Genomic DNA, 26,541 nt, shown 5'->3' on the forward strand with positions numbered 1-26,541 from the left:
CGCCGCCAGGCGGCACCGGATCCCGTAAGGAGGCGCGGGATGACAGACCCACACGTCGCAAGTCACGAGCAGGGGGCCGTAGCAACACGCCCGTCCACCGGCTTGCTGTCGCGGGTCAATGCCCCCATCGCGCGCCTTGGCATGTACCTGTCGGTGACAGGCCTGCTCGTCATCGTCGCCATCGTCTTCTACCAGGTGTTCGGACGTTACGTGCTCAACTCCAGCCCGACCTGGACGGAGAACCTGGCGCTGGTCCTGATCCTCTACGTCACGCTGATCGGCGCCGCCGTCGGCGTACGCGATGCCGGGCATATCGGCATGGACAGCCTGCTGGTCATGCTCCCCGATCACGCGCGGGAGAAGATCGAGATCGTGATCCACGTTCTGGTCGCCGGGTTCGGCCTCGCAATGGCCTATAACGGCTGGATCCTCGGCGCGTCGGTCGGCACCGTGAAGATCCCCAATCTCGGCCTGCCCGAGGTGATCCGCTACGTGCCGCTGTTCGCCTCCGGCGTCCTGATCGTTTCGTTTTCCATCGAGCACATCATTGCTCTCCTGCGCGGCGAAGAGGTCGTCCCCTCATGGAACTGATCATCCTCGGCGCCACCTTCTTCGGCTTTCTGATCCTCGGCGTACCGGTCGCCTTCGCGATCGGCCTGTCGGCCATCTGCACCATCCTCTACGAAGGCCTGCCGGTCGCCGTCATCTTCCAGCAGATGATGTCGGGGATGAACATCTTCTCCTTCCTCGCCATTCCATTCTTCGTCTTCAGCGGTGAGCTGATGCTGCATGGCGGCGTGGCCGACAAGATCGTGCAACTCGCCAAGAATCTCGTCGGGCACATCCGCGGCGGGCTCGGCATGTCGAACGTGGTCGCGTGCACGCTGTTCGGCGGCGTCTCGGGCTCGCCCGTGGCCGACGTGTCGGCGATGGGCGCGGTGATGATCCCCATGATGAAGAAGGAGGGATACGACACCGACTACGCCGTCAACGTCACCACCCACGCCTCGCTCGTGGGCGCCCTGATGCCGACCAGCCACAACATGATCATCTATGCACTCGCGGCCGGCGGCAAGGTCTCGATCGGCGCGCTGATTGCGGCCGGCCTGCTGCCGGCGCTGGTGCTGATGGTCTGCATGTTGGTTGCCGCCTACGCGGTCGCGGTGAAGCGCGGTTATCCCGCCGGCAAATTCCCGGGCTGGGCCGAGGTGGTCCGCTCGCTGGCGGCCGCGGTGCCTGGGCTTCTGATCGTCGGCATCATCCTGGCCGGCATCCTGTCCGGCGTCTTCACGGCAACCGAATCGGCGGCCATCGCCGTCACCTACTCGATCCTGCTGACTTTCTTCATCTATCGCACCATGACCTGGGGCAACTTCCTGCGCGCCGCCGCCAAGGCGGTGAAGACGACCGGGGTGGTGCTGCTGCTGATCGGCGTCTCCACCATGTTCCAGTACCTGATGGGACTTTACGAGGTGGCGGATCTCGCCGGCGCGATGATGAACAAGTTGTCGACGCAGCCCTGGGTGATCTTCCTGCTCATCAACATCATCCTGTTCGTGCTCGGCACGTTCATGGACATGGCGGCAACGATCCTGATCTGCACCCCGATCTTCCTGCCGATCGCGATGAAGGCGGGCATGGACCCGGTGCAGTTCGGCATGCTGATGCTGATCAATTGCGCCCTCGGGCTCAACACGCCGCCGGTCGGAACGACGCAATTCGTCGGCTGCGCCATCGGCGGCATCTCGGTCGGCGCGGTGATGCGCACCATCCTGCCGTTCTATGCTGCGCTCATCGCAGCACTGATGTTCGTGACCTATGTCCCTGCATTCTCGCTGTGGCTGCCGCGCCTCCTGATGGGCTACAAGGGCTAGCAGCACCAGGGAGACATTGCCAGTGACGGACTATCGCAAGCTCTTCGATCTCACCGGCAAGACCGCGCTCGTGCTCGGCGCCGCATCCGGCATCGGCAAATCGTCGGCCGAAGCGCTTGCGGGTCTCGGTGCCCGGGTTGTCTGCGCCGATCGTGCGCTCGACGCAGCGGAGGCGACGGCCGCCGGCATTCGCGACAAGGGCGGCTGGGCGGAAGCAGCTGGTTGCGACGCCGCAAGCGCCGCTGATGTCAATGCGCTGGCCCAAACCGTGATGCAGAAGTTTCCGCGGCTCGACATCGCCGTGACGACGCCCGGCCTCAACATCCGCAAGACCATCCTCGACTACACCGAGGAGGATCTCGACCGCGTCCTCAACCTCAACGTCAAGGGCACGGTCTTTTTCTTCCAGGCCTTCGGCCGCATCATGGTCGCGCAGAAGGGCGGCAGCATCATCGCCTGCTCCTCGGTCCGCGCGGTGACCATCGAGCCTGGCCTCGGCATCTACGGCTCCACCAAGGCGGCGATTGGTCTGCTGGTGAAGGGCTTTGCCTCCGAGGTCGGGCACGCCGGCGTGCGCGTCAATGCGATCGCCCCGAGCATCGCCGAGACCGCGCTGACCGGCCCATTCAAGCAGCGCCCCGACATCTACAATCTCTACGCCGGCCACACCGTGTTCAACCGCTGGAGCAGCGCCGACGAGGTCGCGACCGCCGTCGCCTATCTCGCCTCGGATGCCGCAAGCTATGTCAGCGGCAGCACGCTGTTCGTCGACGGCGGCTGGACCGCCGTCGACGGCCCGCCGACCGGTCTCACCCAGTTGCACAAATAGCAAAGGATGTAGCTCGGGTTGCGCTTGCACGTCGCGCGGCTCACTGGCAGGCCTCCTTCGCAACCGCAGCAGGAAGCTCCGGCGCGCGCGGCTTGAGCAAATCGCATGGGGCTTGCCGGATAAATGCGCTCGGCTGGCCGGTATTTTGGTGTTACGAACTGGGACATGAACCAGCACGCCAAGATCAACGCGAAGATCGAGATCCGCCATTCGACCTGTCCGCATGATTGCCCCTCGGCCTGCGCCCTCGATGTCGAGGTGGTCGAAGGCCGCAGCATCGGCCGCGTCCGCGGTTCGAAGAAGCAGACCTACACCGCCGGCGTCGTCTGCGCCAAGGTCGCCCGCTATGCCGAGCGCATCCATCATCCCGAGCGGCTGATCTATCCGCTGCGCCGCACCGGCCCCAAGGGTTCAGGTCAGTTCGCGCGGATCTCTTGGGACGAGGCGCTGGACGAGATCGGGCACCGATTCAATGCGGCCGAGCGCGAGTTCGGTGCGGAATCGATCTGGCCCTATTACTACGCGGGGACGATGGGGCTCGTGATGCGCGACGGGCTCAACCGTCTCACGCATGTGAAGAAATATTCGCGCTTCTACCAGACCATCTGTGCCAATGTTGCGCGCATCGGCTTTGCAATCGGCACCGGCAAGATCGCCGGCGTCGACCCGCGCGAGATGGCGCTGTCCGATCTCGTCGTGATCTGGGGCACCAATCCCGTCAACACTCAGGTCAACGTGATGACGCACGCCTCGCGCGCCCGCAAGGAGCGCGGCGCGAAGATCGCGGCGGTCGACATCTACGACAACGAGACCATGAAGCAGGCCGACATCAGGATCATCCTGCGGCCCGGCACGGACGGCGCCTTCGCCTGCGGCGTCATGCATGTCCTGTTCCGCGACGGCTACGCCGACCGAGCCTACATGGACAAGTATACCGATTGCCCCGCCGAGCTCGAGGCGCATCTGAAGTCGCGCACGCCGGAATGGGCCTCGGCGATTTGCGGCGTTCCGGTGTCGGAAATCGAGGCTTTCGCCAAGGCCGTCGGCGAGACCAAGCGGACCTTCTTCCGTCTCGGCTATGGCTTCACCCGCTCGCGCAACGGCGCGACGCAGATGCATGCGGCGCTGTGCATTCCCGCGGTGACCGGCGCTTGGCAGTATGAAGGCGGCGGCGCCTTCTTCAACAATTACGCGCTGTGGCACTTCAACGAATCCATCATCGAAGGCCACGACGCGATCGACAAGGCCACCCGCGCGCTCGACCAGTCGCAGATCGGACGCATCCTCACCGGCGATGCCGAAGCTCTGCAGGGTAGGGGTCCGGTCAAGGCGATGCTGATCCAGAACACCAATCCGATGACGGTGGCGCCGGAGCAGGCGCTGGTCCGGCAGGGCTTCGCGCGCGAGGATCTGTTCGTGGCGGTGCACGAGCAGTTCATGACCGAGACGGCGCAGATGGCTGACATCGTGCTGCCGGCGACCATGTTCATGGAGCATGACGACCTCTATTACGGCGGCGGTCATCAGCACATCTCGGTCGGGCCGAAGCTGATCGACCCGCCGGGCGAGTGCCGCTCCAACCACGAGGTGTTGCAGGCGCTGGCGCCGCGGCTGGGCGCCAGGCATCCGGGCTTCGAGATGAGCCCGCGCGAATTGATCGACGCGACCTTGAGGCTGAGCAATCACGGCGACATCGCGGGCCTCGAAGCCGACATCTGGCGCGACCTGCAGCCGGATTTCCGCACCTCGCATTATCTCGACGGCTTCGCTCACGCCGACGGCAAGTTCCATTTCAAAGCCGATTGGGCGCATCCGCCGTTCGGCGTCACCATGGGCGACTACGACAAGATGCCTGGTCTGCCGGATCATTGGGCAGTGATCGAGCACGCCGACCGGGCCCATCCGTTCCGGCTAGCGACCAGCCCGTCGCGCAGCTTCCTCAACACCACTTTCAACGAGACGCCGTCCTCGCAGGCGCGTGAGGGCCGGGCCAGCGTGATGATCCACCCGTTAGATGCCGCCGCGCTCGGCATCGCCGATGGCGATGCGGTGACGCTCGGCAACGGCCGCGGCGAGACCACGCTGATCGCGACGCTGTTCGAGGGCGTGCGGCGCGGTGTCCTGATCGCCGAATCCGTTCATCCCAACAGCAACCATATCGGCGGCCGCGGCATCAACACGTTGACGGGCGCAGATACGATCGCGCCGATCGGCGGCGCGGCGTTCCACGATAATAAAGTCTGGATCAGGAAGGCGGCCTCAGCTCAAGGCGTGCACTCCGTGACGCCGTAGCCCGCGAATTCCTTTGCAATGTTCGGGTTCATCGACTTCGCCTGCGCGATATCGGTGGCGCCGTCGCCGCCGCTTCTGCGCGCAGCGATGCCGCGGCCGAACAGCGAGGACGAGGAGCGCGGGTTGCGCTGAATCGCGTCGGTATAATCCTTGATCGCCTCGGCATTGCGCCCGAGCTTGAGGTTGACGAGCCCGCGGCTGTCGAGTGCATCGCTCAAGCCCGGGTTGATCTGGAGCGCCAGATTGCAGTCGGCGAGCGCGCCTTGCGGGTCGCCCGTCGCAGCCCGGCTCCAGCAGCGGTTGTTTAGGGCTTCCGCGTCCTTGGGCGCGCGGCGGAGCACCGCGTCGAAATCCTGTATCGCGAGCGCATAGGCGCGCTTGATCGCGTAGACCTGGCCGCGTTTGTAGCGCGAGGTGACATCGTTGGCGTTGACGGTGATCCTGCGGCTGAGATCGGCGAGGACGGGATCTCGTGCCAACTCGTCCGCATTCGGGGCGGGCTCCGCCTGCGGTACCTCGCAGACCGGCTTTTGCGGCTCGGGTGTCTGCACCTGTGGCTTGGCCGCGTCGTCCCGCGGCCGCGTCGCCGGGCCTGCGAACGAGAACTCCGTCGTCAGCGAGGAGGACAGCCAGGGCACCTGTTCGCGGTTGGTGGCGGCAACCACGCCGTTCTTGGTGTTGGTCAGGGCCTGCTCGGCGCTGATGTTCGGCGCGCGCATTTCGCGCAGCAGCTCGGCGACAAAGAGGCTGCGATCGGTCTTGCCGGTCGCCGTGACCGCGCCGAGCGCGGCGGAGTAGAGCACCAGCGTATTGCTCGGTGCGATCGCCGGCGCCAGACCGGCCGAATGGCGGCGGAAGCGCCGCTCGAACGGATTGCGGCGGGAGGCGTCGATCAGCGCGATCTTGATCGCGGCACCGCGCGTGTTCATCTCGGCGAGGATGGTGTCGAGGCTGAAGCCGTCGCGCGAGACGTCCGGCTCGGTCCAGATCTGGGCGTCGACCGGCAGCAGATAGGTCTGACGGTTGGACTGGATGGCAAAGCCGTCGAAGAAGATCAGCGCCACCGCGCCGCGCTCGATGCGGTCGTAGAAGCGGCCCAGCACCTGCCGCATGGCATCCCCGGTGAGATTGCTCTGCCTGTCGACGACGAAGCCGCCGCGCTTCAATTCCTCGGCGACGTCCTGGGCATCGTTGGCGACCTCGCTCAGGACGAACTCATTGTCGGGATATTTCGCGTTGCCGATCACCAGCGCGATCTTCGCGGCGTCGGCCGCATGGCATGCGGCGCCGCCGCTCAGCACGACCAATCCTGCCAGCAACAACATCAATGCGGCGCGCATGAAATGGCTCATCGGTGATCAAATCTCCGGTCAGGATAGCGCGCGCAAGCCCCAGTTCAATCGCGAAGCGAAGTTGCGCCCACACGCTATGGTGAGGCGACCCTGCAGATTGCCCTTGCGCGCGCCGCCGGTCCTGCCGCAAATGGCTGCAAAACGGGACCAAGCGAGCGAGCATGTCATGACAGACACCACAGCCGTCATCACCGAGAAGCGCGGGCAGGCGTTCTGGATCACCATCAACCGGCCGGAGAAACGCAACGCGCTGAACGGCGAGGTCATCGCCGGGATCACAAGAGCCTATCGCGACGCGCATGAGGACAAGGACGTCCGCGTCATCGTGCTGACCGGCGCGGGCGACAAGGCGTTCTGCGCGGGCGCCGACTTGCAGAATTCCGGCGCGGCTTTCGCGATGGATCATTCCAAACCAAATGTCGACTATGCTGATCTGTTACGTTTGTCACAGAACGCCACCAAGCCCGCGATTGCGCGCCTCAGTGGTGTCTGCATGGCCGGCGGCATGGGCCTTCTGTGCATGACCGACATGGCGGTTGCGGCCGATCACGTCGTCTTCGGCCTGCCGGAGGTGAAGGTCGGCGTGTTCCCGATGCAGGTGCTGAGCCTGCTGCAGCGCATCGCTCCGCCCCGTCTCGTCAACGAATGGGCGCTCACGGGCGAGCCGTTCGACGCCAGGGCCGCGCAGGCCGCTGGCCTGCTCAACTACATCGTGCCGGCCGCCGAGTTAGATGCCAAGGTTGACTGGCTGATCGCCCGCATCGTCGACAAATCCCCGACCGCGATCCGCCGCGGCAAATACGCCATGCGCGCGATCGCCTCGATGTCGTTCGACGAGAGCATCGCCTATACCGAAAGCCAGATCGCACTGCTCGCGATGACCGAGGACGCCAAGGAAGGGTTGAAAGCGTTCAGCGAGAAGCGGAAGCCGGTCTGGACGGGGAGGTGAGTGGATCCGCTCTCGCATCCCGGACGCGCCGCAACGCGTCGGCGTCGCTGCGCAGAGCCGGGACCCAGGGCGGCACGAACGAGAATGTAGCCGCATCCTCCGCCGTCATTCCGGGGCGCGCGTAGCGCGAGCCCGGAATCCATCGTGCAGCAAGTGATGCGGAGAAATGGATTCCGGGCTCGCGCCAAGGGGCGCGCCCCGGAATGACAATCTCACCCCGCGTTCGCCTTCAGTCCCGCCGCCTGAATCCCCGCCACCGCGCAGGCTTCGTCATTGTCGGACGTATCGCCGGAGACGCCGACCGCGCCGAGCAGGGTGGTGCCATCCATGATCAGCACGCCGCCGGGGACCGGTACCAGCGCGCCCTTCGCGATCGTGTTCACGGCATCGACGAAATAGGCCTGCTCCTGCGCGCGCTGGAACAGAGCACGCGAGCCCATGCCCATGGCGAGCGCGCCATAGGCCTTGCCATGCGCGATCTCGGCGCGCATCAGGCTGGTGCCGTCCTGCGCCGCCGCGAGCTTGAGCACGCCGCGCGCGTCCAGGATGGTGACGACCAGCGGCTTCAGCTTGAGCTCGCCGGCTTTCGCGAAGGCGGCTTCGAGGATTTTTCGGGCGGTGTCGAGGGTGAGATCAGCCATGGCTGGTTTCCTTTGCAGCTGGAGAGGTGGCGTTGGATTTGGCGCGATCGAGGCTCATGGCCAGCACGCGGGCGACGTGAAGTGCTTCGCGCTGGGCGCCGTCGTGGATCTGGTGCCGGCATGAGGTGCCGTCGGCGACGACGAGCGTATTCCGGTCAGCCTTCCGCACGGCCGGCAGCAGTGACAGCTCGGCCATCTCGATCGAGGCATCATACGTGTCCGCGCCATAGCCAAAGGCGCCGGCCATGCCGCAGCAGCTCGACTCGATGGTCTTAACCTCAAGGCCTGGGATGAGGCGCAGCACCTGCTCGACAGGCTTGAAGGCGCCGAAGGATTTTTGATGGCAATGGCCGTGGACCACGGCCTTGTCCGCGACGATGCCGAGCGGCAGTTGCAGCCTTCCGGCCTCTGCCTCGCGCGCCAGAAACTCCTCGAAGGTCAGCGCGTGGGCGCCCACCGCCTTGGCTTCGTCGTCCTTGCGCAGTGAAGCGAGCTCGTCGCGCAGCGTCAGGAGGCAGCTCGGCTCAAGGCCGACGATCGGCACGCCGCGCGCTGCATAGGGTGCGAAAGCCGAGACCAGCCGGTCGAGCTCGACCTTGGCTTCGTCGACGAGGCCAGCTGACAGGAATGTGCGGCCGCAGCACAGCGGACGGCACCCGCTCACCGGCTTCGGCAGATGCACGCGATAGCCGCCGGCCGTGAGCACGCGCAGCGCGGCCTCCAGGTTCTCGCGCTCATAGACGCGATTGAAGGTATCAGTGAACAGCACGACCTCGCGACCCTCCGCAGGTCCAACGCTCTCGGCGGCCGGCACGAACACATCGCGGCGGAAGGCGGGGAGGGCCCGGCGCGCGCTGATGCCGGCAAAGCGCTCGAACAGCCTTCGCAGCAGCGGGCTGCCGTTGCGCAAATTCGCCAGCGGCGCGAAGCGCGAAGCAAGGCCGGCATAGCGCGGCAGATATCCGACCAGCCGGTCGCGCAGCGTCAGGCCGTGCGAGGCGGCGCGCGCAGCAAGCACCTCGATTTTCATCTTGGCCATGTCGACGCCGGTCGGGCACTCGTGGCGGCAGGCCTTGCAGGAGACGCAGAGTTTGAGCGTCTCCATCATCTCGTCGGACGAGAGCGCATCCGGGCCGAGCTGGCCGGAGATCGCAAGCCGTAGCGTGTTGGCGCGGCCACGGGTGACGTCCTTCTCGTTGCGCGTGGCGCGATAGGACGGGCACATCACGCCGCCCTCGAGCTTGCGGCAGGCGCCGTTGTTGTTGCACATCTCGACCGCGCCCTGGAAACCGCCGCCGGCGCCGGGATAAGCCGACCAGTCGAGCTTCGTCTTCAGCTCGCCGACCCGATAGTCCGGCTTGAAGCGGAACAGCGAGCGGTCGTCCATCCTGGGCGCATCGATGATCTTGCCGGGATTGAGCACGCCGCCGGGATCGAAGCGCTGCTTCACTTCCCTGAAATCGGCGACGAGGCGCTCGCCGAACATGGCCTCGTGGAATTCGGAGCGTACCAGACCATCGCCGTGCTCGCCGGAATGCGAGCCTTTGTACTCGCGCACCAGCGCAAAAGCCTCTTCGGCGATGGCGCGCATCGCCTTGACGTCTTTCTCCAGCTTCAGGTTCAGAACGGGGCGCACATGCAGGCAGCCTTCGGAGGCGTGCGCGTACATCGTGCCACTGGTGCCGTGCTTGGCGAACACTTCGTTCAGCCGCGCGGTGTAGTCGGCGAGGTGCGGCAGCGGCACGGCGCAGTCCTCGACGAAGGAGACCGGCTTGCCCTCCTGCTTCATCGACATCATCACGTTGAGGCCGGCGGCGCGGAAATCGGCGATGCCGCTCTGCAGCGCGGGCTCGGTGATCTCCACCACGCCGCCCCATTTGCGCGTGTCGTTGTTCCAGCCGAAGCCGAGATCCGCCATCAGCTCACCGAGCTGCTTGAGGCGCACGAGGTTGTCGGCTTGGTCCTCTTCGGCGAATTCGACCACCAGCACGGCGTCCGGATCGCCCTTGATCGCCGCGGAGATGACGGGTGCGAACATCGCAATGTCGCGGCCGAGCGCGATCATGGTGCGGTCGACCAGCTCGACCGCAATCGGCTTGAGCTTGACGAGGTGCTGGGCCGCATCCATGGCCTCGTAGAAGCTGCCGAAATGGCAGACGCCGAGCGCCTTGTTGCGGATCACGGGCCACAGCTTCAGCTCGACCTTGGTGGTGAAGGCGAGGGTGCCTTCGGAGCCGACCAACAGATGCGCCATGTTGTTCGGCGCATTGCGCGGCACGAGCGCATCGAGATTGTAGCCGCCGACGCGGCGCTGCACTTTTGGGAAGCGCGCGGCGATCTCGTCGGCCTCGCGGGTGCCGAGGTCGAGCATGTCGCGGAACAGGGCGCGGGTGCTGTCGCCGGCCTCGAGGTCGGAGAGATCGCGCGCGACCTCGCCAAAACGGCTCAGCGTGCCGTCGGCGAGGCTGGCCTCCATCGACAGCGTGTTGTCGCGCATGGTGCCGTAGCGCAGCGAGCGGCCGCCGCAGGAATTGTTGCCGGCCATGCCGCCGATGGTGGCGCGGGAGGCCGTGGAGACGTCGACAGGAAACCACAGGCCGTGCTTCCTAAGCTGACGGTTGAGGTCGTCGAGCACGATGCCGGGCTCGACTACGCAGGTGCGGCCTTCGACATCGAGCGACAGGATCCGGTTGAGGTGCTTGGAGAGATCGACCACGAGGCCGTCATTGACGGTCTGGCCGCATTGCGAGGTGCCGCCGCCGCGCGGGGTGAGCTTCAGCCCCTCGTCGTGCGCAATCGCCAGCGCCCGCAAGGCCTCGTCCATGGTCTTGGGGACCACCACGCCAGCCGGCATGATCTGGTAGAACGAGGCGTCGGTGGCGTAGCGGCCGCGGCTGAAGCCGTCGAACAGCACGTCGCCGGTCAATTCCGACCGCAGGCGCCGTTCGAGCGAGGAGGCGTTCGTCATCCCTGATCCCGGACTGACCCGGCGAGGCTCAGCCTTGCTGGGATATTCATTGTGGTTCCTGACCGACTATATTGTGAATGCAAAATGAGCAAGCCTGGCGCCTTTAAGGCGATGCCGGCGCGCCCTCTTGGGGCTCGGTCAGGTGCTCGATCGCTGCCGTGCGCTTGTTGCGCAGATGCTGGAACAGGATGTCGCTGAGTTCGCTGCCGGCGCGGCGGCGTAGCGCATCCAGGATGGCCTCATGCTCGCGCATGGCCTCGGCCCAGCGCTGCCGCTTGCGGGCGAAATTGGCGGAGTAGCGGACGCGTCGGATCCGGCCGGCGAAATTGGCGTAGGCAATCTTCAGCGTCTCGTTGCGTGCGGCATCGACGATGCTCTCGTGGATGCGCTGGTTGGCCTGGAAATAGCCGTGCATGTCGCGATGCAGGTAATGGCCGTACATCTCGTAGTGCAGTTGCTCGATCGCCGTGATTTCCGCATCCGTTATGGCTTCGCAGGCGAGGCGCCCCGCCAGGCTTTCCAGGCCCGCCATGACGTCGAACAGTTCTTCGAGGTCGCGCTGGCTGAGCTGGCGCACCCGTGCGCCGCGGTTGGGCAGTAGCTCGATCAGGCCCTCGGCGGCGAGCACCTTGAGCGCCTCGCGCAACGGCGTGCGGGAGATGCCAAGCATCTCGCAGAGCTGCCGCTCGGGAACGCGCGCGCCCTCAGGAATGTTGCCTTCGACCACGTAATCGCGCAGCCGCAGCAGGATCTCGCCATGCAGCGAGGCCTCGTGACGGTTTTCCTGGCGCTCGCCATTGCCGGCGGACGGGGTGATCGGAACCCCGGTGTCGGGAATTGTGGATTTCATTTGCAGCACGGTAGTTTGCCCGGTTGGTCGCGTCGATGTCCGCAATCGAATACCAGATTTCGATTGAAGGGACAAAAAATGAATGCAAAATAGCCGGCAGAGCCGGCCATAACCCGCCGAAAGGGAGCTTTGCATGCCTCAGGGACGCCATTTCCTGCAGATTCCGGGCCCGAGCCCGGTCCCCGAGCGCGTCCTGCGCGCGATGGACATGCCTGTCATCGACCACCGCAGCGCCGAATTCGGCGAGCTCGGCCGCACCGTGCTCGAAGGCAGCCAGCAGATCTTCCAGACCAGGGGGCCGGTCGTGATCTTCCCCTCGTCGGGGACCGGCGCCTGGGAAGCCGCGATCGTCAACACGCTGTCGCCGGGCGACAAGGTGCTGATGGTCGAAACCGGCCACTTCGCCACGATGTGGCGGCAGATGGCCGCCCGCTTCGGCATCGAGGTCGATTTCGTCCCGGGCGACTGGCGCCGCGGCGCCGATCCCACGGTGATCGAGGCCAAGCTCTCCGAAGACGCCGCGCGCACCATCAAGGCGGTGATGGTCGTGCACAACGAGACCTCGACCGGCGCGACCAGCCGCATCGCCGAGATCCGCGCCGCGATCGACCGCGCCTCGCATCCGGCACTCTTGATGGTCGACACCATCTCCTCGCTCGGCTCGGTCGACTATCGTCACGACGCGTGGAAGGTCGATGTCAGCGTCAGCTGCTCGCAGAAGGGTTTCATGCTGCCGCCCGGTCTCGGCTTCAACGCGATTTCGGACAAGGCCTTGGCTGCGTCCAGAACCAACAAGATGCCGCGCTCCTATTTCGACTGGGAGGAGATGCTCAAGCCCAACGCCAAGGGTTTCTTCCCCTATACGCCCGCGACCAATCTGCTTTACGGCTTGCGCGAGGCGATCGCGATGCTGCTCGAGGAGGGGCTCGACAATGTTCTTGCGCGGCATCAGCGCTTGGCGGCCGCGACGCGGGCCGCGGTCAACCATTGGGGTCTCGAAGTGCTGTGCCAGGAGCCTTCGGAGTTCTCGCCGGTGCTCACTGCTGTGCTGATGCCTCCGGGCCATGATGCCGATCAGTTCCGGAAAGTCGTGCTCGACAATTACAACATGTCGCTCGGCTCGGGCCTGTCGAAGGTCGCCGGCAAGGTTTTCCGCATCGGCCATCTCGGCGAATGCAACGCGCTGACGCTGCTCGGCGCGCTCACCGGCATCGAGATGGGTCTGTCGGTGGCCGGCGTGCCGCACCGCGCCGGCGGCGTGGACGTCGCGATGAAGCTGCTGGAGCAGCGCCCTCAGGGCAATGCCGCGCCGCATCTGAAGATCGTCGGCACGTAAAGGTCGGCCCGCGAAGATGGTCGCGACGGAGCGGCCGAGGGCAGGCCGGCCCGCTATGCGCGAGGGGCCCTTTGGAGGAGAGGACAAGCCGGTCAAATGGTGCTATTCGGCGCCCACCAAACCAAGGCAAGACCGGGAAGGACGCCGATGACCGTGCATACTGGAAGGCATTTCTTACAGATTCCAGGACCGACCAACGTGCCCGATCGGGTGCTGCGGGCGATGGATATGCCGACTTTGGACCATCGCGGTCCGGAGTTCGCCGAGCTCGGTTTTGCCGTGCTTGCCGCAATGCAGCGCGTATTCCGCACCAAGCAGCCCGTGATCATCTTCCCCTCGTCCGGTACCGGCGCCTGGGAAGCGGCGATGGTCAACGTGTTCGCGCCCGGCGACAAGGTCTTGATGTGCGAGACCGGCCAGTTCGCCGTGCTGTGGCGCGGCATCGCCGACAAGTTCAAGCTCGATGTCGACTTCATCCCGAGCGACTGGCGCCATGGCGCCGATCTTGCCGAGATCGAGAAGCGTCTTGCCGCCGACAAGCAGCACGCCATCAAGGCGGTCTGCGTCGTGCACAACGAGACCTCGACCGGCTGCGTGACGCCGCCGCTGGAGGTGCGCAAGATCCTCGACCGCACCAAACATCCGGCGCTGCTGATGGTCGACACCATCTCCGGCCTCGGCTCGATGGAATATGAGCACGACGCCTGGGGCATCGACGTCTCGGTCGCCGGCTCCCAGAAGGGCCTGATGCTGCCGCCGGGCCTCGGCTTCAACGCCGTCTCGGAGAAGGCGCTCGCGGTCGCCAAAGCCAACCCCGGCATGCGCTCCTACTGGGACTGGCAGGAGGTGATCAGCTTCAACAAGCTCGGCACCTTCCCCTACACGCCCGCAACGAACCTGCTCTACGGCCTGCGCGAGGCGGTGAAGATGCTGGAGGAGGAGGGGCTGGAGAACGTCTGGACCCGCCACAAGCGCCACAGCGCCGCGACGCGTGCTGCGGTCAAGGTCTGGGGCCTCGAGACGCAATGTGCCGATCCCGCCGCGCATTCGCCGGCGCTGACCGGCGTGCGCGTGCCCGAGGGCTTTGATGCCGACGCCTTCCGCAAGGTGGTGCTGGAGAACTTCGACATGTCGCTCGGCACCGGCCTGAACAAGGTCAAGGGCAAGGTGTTCCGCATCGGTCATATCGGCCATTTCAACGATCTGATGCTGATGGGCACGCTCGCAGGCGTCGAGATGGGCCTCGACCTCGCAAAGATCCCGCACCGGAGCGGCGGCGTGCTCGCGGCGATGGATGTGCTGAAGGGACGCGACGTGGTGCCGATGACCAAGGCTCAAGTCGCCTAAGGCTCAGGTTGCCTGAGGGCGGCCTGACTGAACTGTAATGAAGAAAGTGAGCGCGCGATGAACGCACCGACGACTGCCAACGAAGACCTGCTCTACTCCGTCACGGACGGCATCGCGCGGATCACCTTCAACCGCCCGCAGGCGCGCAACGCCATGACCTTCGCCATGTATGACCGCATGGCGGAGATATGCCAGGAGATCAACGTCGACCGTTCGATCAAGGCGCTGATCCTGACCGGCGCGGGCGACAAGGCGTTCGCCTCCGGCACGGACATCTCGCAATTCCGTGCCTTCAAGACCGCGCAGGATGCGCTCGACTACGAGGCGCGCATCGATCGCGTGCTCGGCACGCTCGAGCAGTGCCGCGTGCCGGTGATCGCGGCGATCGCCGGCGCCTGCACCGGCGGCGGCGCGGGGATCGCGGCCTGCTGCGATCTTCGCATCGGCACCGAGACGACGCGGATGGGCTTTCCGATTGCGCGCACGCTCGGCAACTGCCTGTCGATGTCCAACATCAGCCGCGTCGTCGCGCTGGTCGGTCCCGCCCGCACCAAGGATATGATCTTCAAGGCGCGCCTGGTCGAGGCGCCGGAGGCGCTGGCGCTCGGCCTGCTCAACGAGGTCGTGCCTGACGTGGAGACGCTGCAGCGCCGTGCCGACGAGACTGCAAAGCTCGTCGCCAGCCACGCGCCGCTGACGCTGGAAGCGACCAAGGAAGCGGTGCGCCGCATCCGCCGCACGCTCTCGCGCGAGGAAGGCGAGGACCTGATCCTGAAAGCCTATATGAGCGAGGATTTCCGCGAGGGCATGGATGCCTTCCTCAACAAGCGGGCGCCGGTCTGGAAGGGCAAGTAGCGCGCATCTTCAATACCCGCTGCAGCGCTCCGTACCAGTCCCACCCAAAGCGCCCGCGACAGCCACCGGCAAGCACGATCTCGACAATGCCCGTGCTTGCACGTTGCGCAGGCGTGAATATACCGGTTGTGGGTCACTGGAGATCGTGGCGAGGCGCGGCCAGCGCATTCGAGGTGCGTAGTGGCCTGGCTGAACGGCCTCCAGCTAAGACAGCCGCTTGCAGTGCATCTTCACCTCGGGCCCTCCAAGCACCAATGAAGACCGTCGCCGCTTAGGGGGTGCGGTTGCCTATCTTGCTGTCCCAACAAAATATCCGTCTGCGTCACCGTCCTTAGTGAATCTGGGACAGACGCAAAAGCCGCCCGGTGAGCTGCGAGTTGGACACATGACCTCTGGTGTTTCCGGCGGTAGTTCGGAGGCCTTCACAACGCATTGCGGTCTAGGTTTTGGATCCTGCGGCACGCCCTTGGCGAACACGGTTGTACCAATGCTGGCTAGCAGGAACACCAGGACACCTTGAAGGAAGCACATGCGTACATCTCCTCGAACGATTGCCGAAGATGCTGGGCGACATCCGTCAACGAGTGACCTGAGAACCGTAAGCCAATTGCATGCCATGGTGCATGCGCTCTAAATCACCGCCGCAATGCAGCATGGCTGGCGTCCCATCAGGACCAGCGCAAACGGTTTTCGCTTATGAACCGATCTGCTTTGGTCGTTTGTTGTGCTCGCAATCGAGTTGAGCGGTTCTCCAACAGGATCAAGCAATGTCTTTGACCAGGCAAATCCTCGTCCTAGATTGATGCTGTAGAGCCGGAATATGTGGCGGAGATTCATTCCTCGCGCCCGACAACCATCCCGGCCCGTCTACGTCTCGCGACTTTCTTGGTAACCGGTAGCTTCATCTATGAGGCGCATAGTGCATGAGCGTTGAAGCCGCTCGGCGATAATTCCGGCGCGGTGAGCAACGTTGCGCTGAACGGCCTTTAGGACTCCGGCTCGTTGGGCGCGCGCAAAGACATCGCAGACCTCCGGCAGGAAGTTCGCCGCGTACCCGAATGCCTTAAAGCCCTGCTTGGTACGAAATTCGATCTGGTTAGCCATCATAACCAACTCTTCGCCGATAAAGGGCTTTAGGTTCTGCACTGTCAAAAAAGCAGGGAGATTGGCGCCGCTCCTGTAATACTGACGTCCCTTGGGGGGGGCGAATGCGACCTAGGCCCACCATGAAGCCACTCTGAGTCACTAGGCGCTGTCCGTCATCGAGAACGGCAACCTCAATCTCGATGCCTCCAAACCGGATGACGCCTTCATGCGTCGCCCGCGGCAAGTGTCTCGCCCAACGGGCCTTGGCGGCCTTCCGCGCAATTTCGCGTCGCTCGTCACCGGATAGCGCGGCTGCTCTGGCTGTGCCGCCAGCGGCTCGGGCGGGAACTCCCCACTTCACTTTCCACCGCGTTCTCTTCCGCTCGTGGCCGTGGTTCAAACTCAGTTTTCTACTGGTACTCATATTTTCAGGAATATAGTTGGAAAACGAAATTGCAAGCACAGACGAAACAGAATGCCTGTTAGGAGCCGTGCTTGCGGCTAGTAATGTTACCCTTCGAGCAGACCCGGGTCATTCAAAACGTCCTTAACACGTGCGGGTGAAGAGCTGTGCCAGACCGCTGTGCAGAATGCCTTGAGGATCACGTCTCTGCATTGAATTTGTGGAACCGGCCGAAACGTCGCGGCGAGAGCTTGAGCCACACTGAGTGCGCGGTAGACATCCCGCTCCTGATAGAGCTTCAGACCAAGCAGGCTTCCCAACAATCCACCCCAGAAGCTGTGCTTGTGAGAGCGTACCAAGACGCCCCTGCTGCCAACAGAGACCCAACAGGCGTCCCCGCTGTCCAGGATGATCGTTGCGTCATGGCCAAATTTCTCATTGATGTAGAGGAGGCGCGGCATCACTTCAGCACTTCAAGTACATTTCGCAAACTCAGAAAGGCCGGACGGCTGAGGGCCCAAGATCTTTAGGCCCAAGAAGATCATTAATCTACCTTCGCCTCCGATAGGACCAGCTCCCTTGCAGCTCGTATAGCGCGTGACTTGTCTTATTCCAAAGTCATAGCCGGGATGATGCGGGATGGCTTGAACTCGGCCGGATTCGCCAGCACAATGGGCCGAGTTCATCGCTGAATTTCCAATGTAAACAAGAAGATAGGGAAGACGCACGTGGGACATGGAATGAAGGCCGCAATCGCGCTTGCAACCGCACTTTGTGGCGCGCCGGCTGTTGCGGGCTGGGAGCCGACGAAACCGGTGGAGATCGTAGTGGCGGCGGGCGCGGGTGGCGCCTCCGACCAGATGGCCCGGATGATGCAGGCCGCGATCCAGAAGAACAATCTGATGAAGCAGCCGATGGTGGTCTCGCTCAAGGGCGGCGCCTCCGGCGCGGAAGCACTGATGTACATGAAGTCCAGCGAGGGCGATCCCAACAAGGTGCTGATCGCCTATTCGCTGATCTACATGCTGCCGCTGTCGGCGAAGATCCCGTTCAACTGGCGCGAGCTGACGCCGGTCTCCGTGGTGGCGCTCGACCAGTTCGTGCTGTGGGACAACAGCGCGGGCCCCAAGACGTTGAAGGACTTCGTCGCGGCCGCCAAGGCTGCGAGCGCGCCGTTCAAGATGGGCGGCACCGGCTCCAAGCGCGAGGACCACGTGCTCACCGTGTTCCTGGAGCAGAAGACCGGCGCGAAATTCTCCTATCTGCCCTACAAATCCGGCGGCGAGGCCGCGACCCAGCTGGTCGGCAACCACACCGAAGCCAACGTCAACAACCCATCCGAAAATCTCGAGGTCTGGCGCGCCGGCCAAGTGCGTCCGCTCTGCGTGTTCGACAGGGAGCGCATTGCCTACACGACCAAGGTGACCGACACCCAGTCCTGGGCCGACATCCCGACCTGCAAGGAGGAGGGCGTCGACGTGCAATATCTGATGCTGCGCGCGATGTTCCTGCCCGGCAAGGTCACGCCGGAGCAGCAGGCGTTCTACGTCGATCTGTTCCACAAGGTGACGCAGACCGCGGAGTACAAGGACTACATGGAGAAGCAGGCCTTGAAGCCGATCTTCCTCTCCGGCAAGGACATGGTGCAGTTCCTCGAAGAGGACGATGCGCTGAACAAGCAGTTGATGACGGAAGCCGGCTTCGTCGCGAAGTAGCTCTCTTCCCTCTCGCCCTGTTCTTACGGGGAGAGGGCAGGGTGAGGGGCTCTCTCGACGAGTTGAGCTCGTGGAGAGAGCATCTCACCCGGCGCTTTGCCGTAGCCAGAGCTTCGCTTCGGCGTTCTAGAGAACGGCCGCGGATCCGGCCTCTGCCTCTCCCCGTCAGCACGGGAAGAGATGCACAATCCCCAGCCTCGCATCTGAGCCCATGTCCCAAACCGATATCGAAATCGTCGTCGAGGATCCTACCGCGCCCGAAGACGATTCCCCCTCCGTCGTCTCTTCCGGCACGATCGAGATCGTCGTCTGCCTGCTGCTGCTCGCGCTCGCGGTCACGCTCGGCTACGACAATTGGCGCACCGGCGCGTCCTGGGATGCGACCGGGCCGGAGCCCGGCTATTTCCCGTTCTATCTGTGCGTCATTCTCGCCGGCGGCAGCCTCTACGGTCTGATCGCCGCGCTGCTGGCGCGGCGCGTCTCGCCCGCAACCTTCGTCACGCGCGCGCAAGGCCGCCGCGTGCTCGCGGTGTTCGTGCCGACGCTGCTGTTCTGCCTGGCGACGCAGTTCCTCGGCCTCTATGTCGCGAGCTTTCTCCTGATCGCGGGCTTCATGCGCCTCGTCGGCCGGATCGCGCTGTGGAAGTCGCTGCTCACCGCGTTTGCGTTCACGGCCATCATGTTCGTCACCTTCGACCTCGCCTTCGACGTCATCATGCCGAAGGGGCCGCTCGAAGCGGCCCTCGGGCGCTAGGGCGGAGCCCCCCGCGATGGAAGCTCTCGGTCTCCTGCTCCACGGCTTTGCCGTCCTGCTGACGTGGAAGACGCTCGTGCTCATGATGGTCGGGCTGGTGCTCGGCATCTTCGTCGGCGTGCTGCCCGGGCTCGGCGGCCCCAACGGCGTTGCGATCCTGTTGCCGCTGACCTTCACGATGGACCCGACCTCGGCCATCGTGATGCTGTCCTGCATCTATTGGGGCGCGTTGTTCGGCGGTGCCATCACCTCGATCCTGTTCAACATCCCGGGCGAAGCCTGGTCGGTCGCGACCACTTTCGACGGCTACCCGATGGCGCAGCAGGGCAGGGCGGCGGAGGCGCTGACGGCGGCGTTCACCTCTTCCTTCATCGGCTCGCTGGTCGCAGTGCTCCTGATCACCTTCCTCGCGCCGATGATCTCGTCCTTTGCGCTGAAATTCGGCCCGCCCGAGTTCTTCGCGGTGTATCTTCTCACCTTCTGTTCCTTCGTCGGCCTCGGGCGCGAAGCCAAGCACAAGACCGTCATCTCGATGTCGCTGGGCCTTTTGCTCGCCGGCATCGGCATGGATACGGTGTCCGGCAGTCTGCGCATGACCTTCGGCTCGCCGGAGCTCTTGCGCGGCATCAACTTCCTGGTCGCCGTCATCGGCCTGTTCGGCATCAGCGAGATCCTGCTGACCATGGAGGAGCGCCTTGCGCTGCGCGGGCATGCGGCTAGCATCTCGCTGCGCGTCGTGCTCGGCGTCTGGAAGGATCTGCCGAAATACTGGGTGACGCTGCTGCGCTCCTCCTTCATCGGTTGCTGGCTCGGCATCACCCCGGGCGGTGCGATCGCGGCCTCCTTCATGGGCTACAATCTGGCAAAGCGCTTCGCCAAGGAGCCCGAGGGCTTCGGCAAGGGCCGCATCGAGGGCGTGTTCGCGCCGGAGACGGCGGCGCATGCCTCCGGCACCTCGGCGCTGCTGCCGATGCTGGCGCTCGGCATTCCCGGCTCGGGCACGGCCGCGATCCTGCTCGGCGGGCTGATGGTGTGGGGCCTCAATCCGGGGCCGCTGCTGTTCGTCGAGCACAAGGACTTCGTCTGGGGCCTCATCGCCTCGATGTATCTCGGCAACGTCGTCGGCCTCGTGCTGGTGCTGACGACGGTGCCGATCTTCGCCTCGATCCTGCGCGTGCCGTTCGCGGCGGTGGCGCCGATGATCGTGGTGTCCTGCGCGATCGGCGCCTATGCCATCCAGAACGCGATGTTCGACATCTGGCTGATGCTGGGCTTCGGCGTGGTCGGCTACGTCTTCAAGAAGATCGGCATTCCGCTGGCGCCGTTCACCCTGGCGCTCGTGCTCGGCAACCGTGCCGAGGATGCCTTCCGCCTGTCGATGATCGGCTCCGGCGGCACCCTGAAGGCGTTCTGGTCGAACGGCCTGGTCGGCTCGATCACAACCCTGGCGATTGTGCTGCTATTCTGGCCGGTGATCGACCACCTCCTCGCCCGTGTCGGGTTGACGCATGGGACCAGGGCGACATCGGCCTAGGGCGCTGGGCTAATCTTTTTTGAAATCAATGGTTTATATGTAAGGTAGCTTTTCGGTCGGGATACCACCGCGTGTCCGATTGTTTCCGAATGTTGCCGCGGCGGCACAGCTCTTGGGCGAGGAGGCGGGTATATTTCGATCACAAGATCGTGCAAGGGGGAATTCTCTATGAAGCGGGTAGTGATTGGAATGGCGGCCGCGATGTCGCTGTTTGCGACCGGCGCGCTGGCCGCCGATCTCGCGGCAAAGCCGTATGTCAAGGCGCCTATCGTCGATCCGGTCTGGAGCTGGACCGGCTTCTATGTCGGCGCCAACGGCGGCTACAGCTGGGGCCGTTCGCGCACTGACGTCACCTATACCAACACGGCGACTGGTGCGGTGATCGCGCCGCCGGCCGGATCCGTCACCAGCGCCTCGTTCGACATGAACGGCGCCGTCGCCGGTGGCCAGGCCGGCTACAACTGGCAGAGCACGAATTGGGTGTTCGGCATCGAGGGCGACCTGAATTGGTCGGACGAGAAGGGACGGGCCGGCTTCAGCTGCGCCCCCACCAGCCTTGCAGGCGGCGCCTGTCTTCCCGGCTTGACCTTTCTGCCCCCCGGCGCTGCTGCCGGCACCACTCTGACGCTCGACCAGCATCTGCAATGGTTTGGCACGGTGCGCGGCCGCGTCGGCATTCTGGCGACGCCGAAAGTGCTGTTCTATGGCACCGGCGGCGTGGCCTTCGGCGAGATCAAGACCACGGGCACCATCGTCGGCTTCACCCCGGCTGGTGTCGCGGTCGCCTCGACCAGCTCTTCGTCGGACACGCGGGTCGGCTGGACCGTGGGTGCGGGTGTGGAAGGCAAGATCACTCAGAACTGGAGCGCCAAGCTCGAATATCTCTATGTGGATCTCGGCCGGTTCTCGTCAGGTCCGTTCTCGCTGGCGCCGTTGCCCACGATTGCGGCCAGTGCTTCCTCTCGCTTCACCGACCACATCCTGCGCGCCGGCATCAACTATCAATTTGGTGGCCCGGTCGTCGCGAAGTACTGAGCGAGCTGGATCACAAAAGAGGCGTCTAACAATAAACAAAGCCCGGCTCGCGCCGGGCTTTGTCGTTGCAGACGGGACGCGTGAGATTCACACCACCTTGGCGTTTCTGAGCCCTGCAATCTCGTCCGCGCCGAAGCCGAACTCCTTCAGCACTTCGTCGGTCTGCTCGCCGAATTCCGGCGGCCGCACCACCATCCTGCTCGGCGTGCGCGACAGCGTCACGGGCTGGCCGACCAGGCGGATATGCCGGCCTTCATCGTTCGGCACGTCCTGCGCAATGCCGAGATGCTTGACCTGCGCGTCCTCGAACATCTGGTCGATGGCGTAGATCGGCCCGCAAGGCACGCCGGCCTCGTTGAGTTCGCGGACCCAGGTCTCGGTCGACTTCGTCGCGGTGCGCTTCTCGATCTCGGCGTTGAGCGCATCGCGGTTCTTGGAGCGGGCAGGGGCGGTCGCATAGTCGGGATGGGCATAGAGCTCCGGTGCGCCGATCGCTTGCGCGCAGCGCTCCCAGATCCGCCCGCCCGTGGTGGCGATGTTGATGTAGCCGTCGGAAGTCTTGAACACGCCGGTCGGGATGCTGGTCGGGTGGTTGTTGCCGGCCTGCTTGGCGACCTCCTTCTCCATCAGCCAGCGCGCGGCCTGGAAGTCGAGCATGAAGATCTGGGCCTGCAGCAGCGAGGTCTGGACCCACTGGCCCTTGCCCGAGACCTCGCGCTCGAGCAGCGCGGTGAGGATGCCCATGGCGCAGAACAGACCCGCGGTGAGGTCGGCGACGGGAATGCCGACCCGCATCGGGCCTTCGCCCGGCGCGCCGGTGATCGACATCAGCCCGCCCATGCCTTGCGCGATCTGATCGAAGCCCGGCCGCTTGTGGTAGGGGCCGTCCTGGCCGAAGCCGGAGATGCTGCCATAGACGATGCGCGGGTTGATCGCGGCGAGGCTGTCGTAGTCGATGCCGAGCTTCTTCTTCACGTCAGGGCGGAAATTCTCGACCACGACGTCGGCCTTGGCGGCGAGGCGCTTGAACACGGCCAGCCCACGCTCGTCCTTGAGGTTCAGTGTCATCGCCCGCTTGTTGCGGTGCAAATTCTGGAAGTCGGAACCGCGCCGCGGCCCGCCCGGTTGCTCGGCGCCGGCATCCTCGGTCAGCGCGTCGATCTTGACGACATTGGCGCCCCAATCGGCGAGCTGCCGCACACAGGTCGGCCCGGAGCGGACACGGGTCAGATCGAGCACGGTGAAGCGCGACAGGGCTTCCGAGGCATGCGGAAAGGGCATCGTGAAAGGCTCCGGGAGAATTGCTAACCTACCATATTGGCTGACAGGGGAGCGGCAAAGTCCCTCCGGGCGTTGGTTCGCTCTGCACGCGGAAGGACGTCGCGACGGCAGCGTCGATGATTGTCGATCACGGAATGCTAAGGTGGGCCGGTCGGACTTCGAGGGGCCGATCCGCTTGCTCCGAAACAGGACGACCGCGGCCTGTCCAGAACAGTCTAGTCTGGTCGCACCTATCGCTGTGCAAAAGTCTAGGTTGCGGGAGCCTTCCGATCGGGCGAGCAGGCCCCTACAACCGCATACAGCGAACCAGCGCGGCAGGGCGTCATCTGGAAATCGGATACGATCCCGAAGACGAGGGTAGCCAGGGCAAAAGCAGCGACGAGGCCGATCCAGTTCATTCCACGAGAATACTTGAAGTTGTCCGCCAAACCAAGCGGCGCTAGGTGCCCCGGTTAGTCAGTGAATGGGGCCGCGTCTGTCGATCAGGGCAGCGCCACGTCTTCCAGAACGGACAGCGGTTGCTCGTGGAAAGGGGGTCCGGAAGTCGATACCACATACCAATGTTGGATCGTACCGAGAAATGGCGATTGATTACACTTTGCGCAGCGCTGTGCCAGTTCTCCCAACGAGCTACTTGATTTGACCCGGACTCCCTCCTTAGTTGGGATCAACCACGGCGCGAAGATCTTCGGGGTGGTTCACGCACGCCCGGCCGTAGAGCTAGAGTGTCTTAAATGACTTTAGGTTTGCAATCTCCTCGACGAAAGTCAGTCTCTTCAAGCACCTTTTTCCGCTGCTCGCCGAATTCCGACGGCCACGCCACCATCCGCTAGGCCTACGCGAGAGCTACGGGGCTGGTTCCCGATATGCGGCCTTCATCCTTCGGCACCTCCTCAGCGATACCAAGATGCTTGACCTGCGCGTCCTCGAACATCTGCTAGGTCGATAGATCGCCCCGTAGGGGGCGCCGGCCTCATTGAGCTCGCGGACCCAGGTCTAGCTCGACTTCGTCACCACGCGTTTCTCCGTCTCCGCGTTGGGCGCGTCGCTGTTGTTGGAACGGGCGGGGGCCGTCGCTTGGTCCGGATGGGCAGATATCCGCACGCAGGTCGGCCCGGAGCGGACACGGGTCAGATCGAACACGGTGAAGCGCGACAGGGCTTCCAAGGCATGCGGAAAGGGCATCGTGGAAGGCTCCGGGTCAGACTGCGGGCCTACCATAGTACCCAGAGATCACGCGACAAGTCGGGCCGGCGCTGATGCCGCCTGCTGATATGCTATGGCTGTCGCGGGCCCGAGAGATCAGCGCGACAGGCGCTGCAAGTCTGCACGAGCCTGCTCGGCCAGCGGGTCGTCGCCATGGCGCGCAATGAAAAGCTCAAGGGCCTCCCGCGTTCCCTTCCGGCGGGCAGCTTCATATTCCTCTGCCACCGCAGCGGCAGGATCTCGCGCCATCGGCATGGAGGGCGCGCGCCCTGCCTTGCTGGTGTCGTCTGCTTTGGCCCTCTCCACCATCACAGGCAGTCCTCCGAGAGGTTGATCGGACGGTCCAGCAAGCGCAACTAAGGCACCAAGTAGGCCGGCCTGGAGTGTGCGTCGATTCATGAAACCCTGCAAATCACGGTGTTCCGGGAACCAAACTCTATGCTCGCGTTCGTATGAATACGGGAGTTAATGGCTAACACAGCGTTTTGGGAGCCGCGCAAACGCCGCTGCCCCATTTAAACCAAACGTTTAACTCTCTAGCTAGAATCATGTGCCCCCGCGGCGAATCACACGACGCGTTGCTTTGGAGAGTCAATTGGCCACCGCCGTTAACGTCAGTGCCACTAACAACGCCGAGATCGACGGCCTGCTGTCGGGAGTCAAATGGTCGGGCACCATAACCTACAGCTTTCCTGACGCGCCGAGCGATTATTCCAGTCCCTATTACGGCGGCAGCAGCGAGCCGACCACGTCGGGCTTTGGCTCGGTGCCCACGCAGATCCAGGCGGCGATCAATTACGCCGTCGGATTGATCCTGAGCTACACCAACGCCAACATCCAATATGCGGGCACCAACGGCGCCGACCTCATGATCGCGCAGTCGTCGGCCGCCAATCCGACCGCCTACGCCTACTATCCCGGCAATTATGCACCCGGCGGCGACATTTGGTTCGGGACTCAATACAATTTCTCGCTGGCCAAGCTCGGCAATTACTACTTCACCACTGCGCTGCACGAGCTCGGACACGCGATCGGCCTCAAGCACAGCCAGGAGGCCGGCGGCCCCGGCAACGTTGCGGTGCCGAGCGCGCATGACAGCAGCGAATACACCGTGATGAGCTATCGCAGCTATGTCGGCGCTTCGACCACGGGCGGCTACACCAACGAAGCCTACGGATATTCGCAGACCTACATGGCCAACGATATCCTCGCGCTCCAGACGATGTACGGCGCGGACTACACGACGCAGAGCGGCAGCACCGTCTACACCTGGAATCCGACCACGGGGCAGCAGTTCATCAATGGCGTCGGCCAGCTCGCACCGGGCGGAGGCGTCGGCGGCTCGGCCAACCGCATCTACGAGACCGTCTGGGACGGCGGCGGCGTCGATACCTACGACCTCTCGAACTACACGACCAACCTGAGCATCAACCTCAATCCCGGTGCTTCGTCGGTGTTCTCATCCGTGCAGTTGGCCTATCTCGGCAACGGCCATTATGCATCGGGCAACGTCTACAACGCCTATCTTTATAACGGCGACGCGCGCTCCTACATCGACAACGCCACCGGCGGGTCCGGCAACGACACGATCATCGGCAATGCCATCGCCAATACGCTGAACGGCGGCGGCGGCAACGACACGATCACCGGCGGTGCGGGCAACGACACCATCAACGGCGGCGTCGGCACCGATACCGCGGTGTATTCCGGCAGCCGGGCGAGCTACGTGATCTCGTACAACACGACGACACAGACGTTCACGCTGACCGATCTGCGCAACGGCTCGCCAGACGGCATCGATACGGTCACCGGCGTCGAGTATTTCCAGTTTGGTGACGGCACGATCGCTAGCTTGACGTTCGTATCGCCAACGGTGGTCGAGGGGCTCGGAACGACCAGTTTGGTGCAGGTCGGGAATAGTTACTCTCTTAACCCTGTTGCCGGCGGAGCGGGACCGCAGCTGAAATATAACGGCTCACCGGTTGCAGTTGACATGTGGGCGGGCTGGGCCCCGATCGGAGCGGAGCAAACGGGTAGTGGGTACGATGTGGCCTGGAAGAATGCGAGCACGGGCCAGTACAACATCTGGAGCACCGATTCGAATGGCAACTACGTCACGAATCTATTGAGTTTTGCCTCGGGTACCAGCTCCGCGCTGGAAGCGTATGAACCACTCTTCCACCAGGACCTGAATGGCGACGGTTTGATTGGTGTGCCCACAATCCCGATCGAGA

At 64.1% G+C, this 26,541-nt stretch carries 21 protein-coding genes; 13 read left to right on the top strand and 8 right to left on the bottom strand.

Annotated elements, in window-relative coordinates:
* The first annotated feature begins 39 nt into the window (after positions 1-39).
* The 4 genes from XF30_RS13835 (at position 40) to XF30_RS13850 (ending at position 4,995) form a co-directional block, all read left to right on the top strand.
* Complete coding sequence (locus tag XF30_RS13835; RefSeq protein WP_036029012.1) at positions 40-591, top strand: TRAP transporter small permease; 552 nt, start codon at positions 40-42, stop codon at positions 589-591.
* Positions 582-1,874 (top strand): TRAP transporter large permease, encoded by a 1,293-nt coding sequence (locus tag XF30_RS13840; protein WP_036029014.1) that lies wholly within the window; start codon positions 582-584, stop codon positions 1,872-1,874. The genes XF30_RS13835 and XF30_RS13840 overlap by 10 nt, the downstream gene beginning before the upstream one ends.
* A gap of 22 nt (positions 1,875-1,896) precedes the next feature.
* On the top strand, positions 1,897-2,703 hold the full coding sequence (locus tag XF30_RS13845; protein ID WP_109143026.1) for an SDR family NAD(P)-dependent oxidoreductase: 807 nt from the start codon (positions 1,897-1,899) through the stop codon (positions 2,701-2,703).
* 165 nt (positions 2,704-2,868) lie between these two features.
* Positions 2,869-4,995 carry a molybdopterin oxidoreductase family protein gene (locus XF30_RS13850; RefSeq protein ID WP_109143027.1) on the top strand — a complete coding sequence of 709 codons (2,127 nt, stop codon included), beginning with the start codon at positions 2,869-2,871 and terminating at the stop codon, positions 4,993-4,995.
* On the opposite strand, the gene XF30_RS13855 is transcribed toward XF30_RS13850, so the two are convergent.
* On the bottom strand, positions 4,968-6,347 hold the full coding sequence (locus XF30_RS13855) for a caspase family protein (RefSeq protein WP_192893133.1): 1,380 nt from the start codon (positions 6,345-6,347) through the stop codon (positions 4,968-4,970). The genes XF30_RS13850 and XF30_RS13855 overlap by 28 nt on opposite strands.
* Positions 6,348-6,513: 166 nt before the next feature.
* On the opposite strand from XF30_RS13855, the gene XF30_RS13860 reads away from it, so the two are divergent.
* Positions 6,514-7,296, top strand: a complete 783-nt coding sequence (locus XF30_RS13860; RefSeq protein WP_036007523.1) for an enoyl-CoA hydratase/isomerase family protein — start codon at positions 6,514-6,516, stop codon at positions 7,294-7,296.
* Positions 7,297-7,508: 212 nt separating this feature from the next.
* Here the strand turns inward: XF30_RS13860 and XF30_RS13870 are convergent, their stop codons facing one another.
* The 3 genes from XF30_RS13870 to XF30_RS13880 form a co-directional block, all read right to left on the bottom strand.
* On the bottom strand, positions 7,509-7,937 hold the full coding sequence (locus XF30_RS13870; RefSeq protein ID WP_109143030.1) for a GlcG/HbpS family heme-binding protein: 429 nt from the start codon (positions 7,935-7,937) through the stop codon (positions 7,509-7,511).
* Positions 7,930-10,905 carry an FAD-binding and (Fe-S)-binding domain-containing protein gene (locus XF30_RS13875; protein WP_109143031.1) on the bottom strand — a complete coding sequence of 992 codons (2,976 nt, stop codon included), beginning with the start codon at positions 10,903-10,905 and terminating at the stop codon, positions 7,930-7,932. Before XF30_RS13875 ends, XF30_RS13870 begins: the two co-directional genes overlap by 8 nt.
* Positions 10,906-11,008: 103 nt before the next feature.
* Positions 11,009-11,755 (bottom strand): GntR family transcriptional regulator, encoded by a 747-nt coding sequence (locus tag XF30_RS13880; RefSeq protein ID WP_192893134.1) that lies wholly within the window; start codon positions 11,753-11,755, stop codon positions 11,009-11,011.
* A 133-nt stretch (positions 11,756-11,888) separates the two neighbouring features.
* Here XF30_RS13880 and XF30_RS13885 point away from each other — a divergent pair, with 133 nt between their 5' ends.
* The 3 genes from XF30_RS13885 to XF30_RS13895 all read left to right on the top strand — a co-directional run bounded on the left by XF30_RS13885 (position 11,889) and on the right by XF30_RS13895 (position 15,293).
* Entirely contained in the window at positions 11,889-13,091 is a 1,203-nt protein-coding gene (locus tag XF30_RS13885) for a pyridoxal-phosphate-dependent aminotransferase family protein (RefSeq protein ID WP_109143033.1), read from the top strand.
* Between the two features lie 147 nt (positions 13,092-13,238).
* Positions 13,239-14,438, top strand: coding sequence for a pyridoxal-phosphate-dependent aminotransferase family protein (locus tag XF30_RS13890; RefSeq protein WP_036029042.1), 1,200 nt, complete (start codon positions 13,239-13,241; stop codon positions 14,436-14,438).
* 57 nt (positions 14,439-14,495) lie between these two features.
* Positions 14,496-15,293: an enoyl-CoA hydratase/isomerase family protein gene (locus XF30_RS13895; protein ID WP_109143034.1), complete on the top strand. Its 798-nt coding sequence runs from the start codon at positions 14,496-14,498 to the stop codon at positions 15,291-15,293.
* A gap of 1,596 nt (positions 15,294-16,889) precedes the next feature.
* Here XF30_RS13895 and XF30_RS13905 read toward each other — a convergent pair.
* Positions 16,890-17,243 carry a hypothetical protein gene (locus XF30_RS13905; RefSeq protein WP_109143036.1) on the bottom strand — a complete coding sequence of 118 codons (354 nt, stop codon included), beginning with the start codon at positions 17,241-17,243 and terminating at the stop codon, positions 16,890-16,892.
* Positions 17,244-17,522: 279 nt separating this feature from the next.
* Here XF30_RS13905 and XF30_RS13910 point away from each other — a divergent pair, with 279 nt between their 5' ends.
* The 4 genes from XF30_RS13910 to XF30_RS13925 all read left to right on the top strand — a co-directional run bounded on the left by XF30_RS13910 (position 17,523) and on the right by XF30_RS13925 (position 21,820).
* Entirely contained in the window at positions 17,523-18,497 is a 975-nt protein-coding gene (locus XF30_RS13910) for a Bug family tripartite tricarboxylate transporter substrate binding protein (RefSeq protein ID WP_192893135.1), read from the top strand.
* A gap of 211 nt (positions 18,498-18,708) precedes the next feature.
* Entirely contained in the window at positions 18,709-19,251 is a 543-nt protein-coding gene (locus XF30_RS13915; protein ID WP_109143038.1) for a tripartite tricarboxylate transporter TctB family protein, read from the top strand.
* A gap of 16 nt (positions 19,252-19,267) precedes the next feature.
* Positions 19,268-20,785 carry a tripartite tricarboxylate transporter permease gene (locus XF30_RS13920; RefSeq protein ID WP_109143039.1) on the top strand — a complete coding sequence of 506 codons (1,518 nt, stop codon included), beginning with the start codon at positions 19,268-19,270 and terminating at the stop codon, positions 20,783-20,785.
* 168 nt (positions 20,786-20,953) lie between these two features.
* Positions 20,954-21,820 (top strand): outer membrane protein, encoded by an 867-nt coding sequence (locus XF30_RS13925; RefSeq protein ID WP_109143040.1) that lies wholly within the window; start codon positions 20,954-20,956, stop codon positions 21,818-21,820.
* A gap of 87 nt (positions 21,821-21,907) precedes the next feature.
* Here XF30_RS13925 and XF30_RS13930 read toward each other — a convergent pair whose 3' ends face one another.
* From XF30_RS13930 to XF30_RS13940, 3 genes are all read right to left on the bottom strand, one after another.
* Complete coding sequence (locus XF30_RS13930) at positions 21,908-23,101, bottom strand: CaiB/BaiF CoA transferase family protein (protein WP_109143041.1); 1,194 nt, start codon at positions 23,099-23,101, stop codon at positions 21,908-21,910.
* 996 nt (positions 23,102-24,097) lie between these two features.
* The gene (locus tag XF30_RS13935) at positions 24,098-24,286 is read right to left on the bottom strand and encodes a hypothetical protein (protein WP_109143042.1); all 189 of its coding nucleotides are present in this window, start codon (positions 24,284-24,286) and stop codon (positions 24,098-24,100) included.
* A 117-nt stretch (positions 24,287-24,403) separates the two neighbouring features.
* Entirely contained in the window at positions 24,404-24,616 is a 213-nt protein-coding gene (locus tag XF30_RS13940; RefSeq protein ID WP_346277132.1) for a hypothetical protein, read from the bottom strand.
* A 286-nt stretch (positions 24,617-24,902) separates the two neighbouring features.
* Here XF30_RS13940 and XF30_RS13945 point away from each other — a divergent pair.
* Positions 24,903-26,541: M10 family metallopeptidase C-terminal domain-containing protein (locus XF30_RS13945; protein ID WP_192893136.1), on the top strand; the 1,639-nt coding region annotated here is incomplete at its 3' end.

This window comes from Bradyrhizobium sp. SUTN9-2 (assembly GCF_003122645.1).
GTDB lineage: Bacteria > Pseudomonadota > Alphaproteobacteria > Rhizobiales > Xanthobacteraceae > Bradyrhizobium > Bradyrhizobium yuanmingense.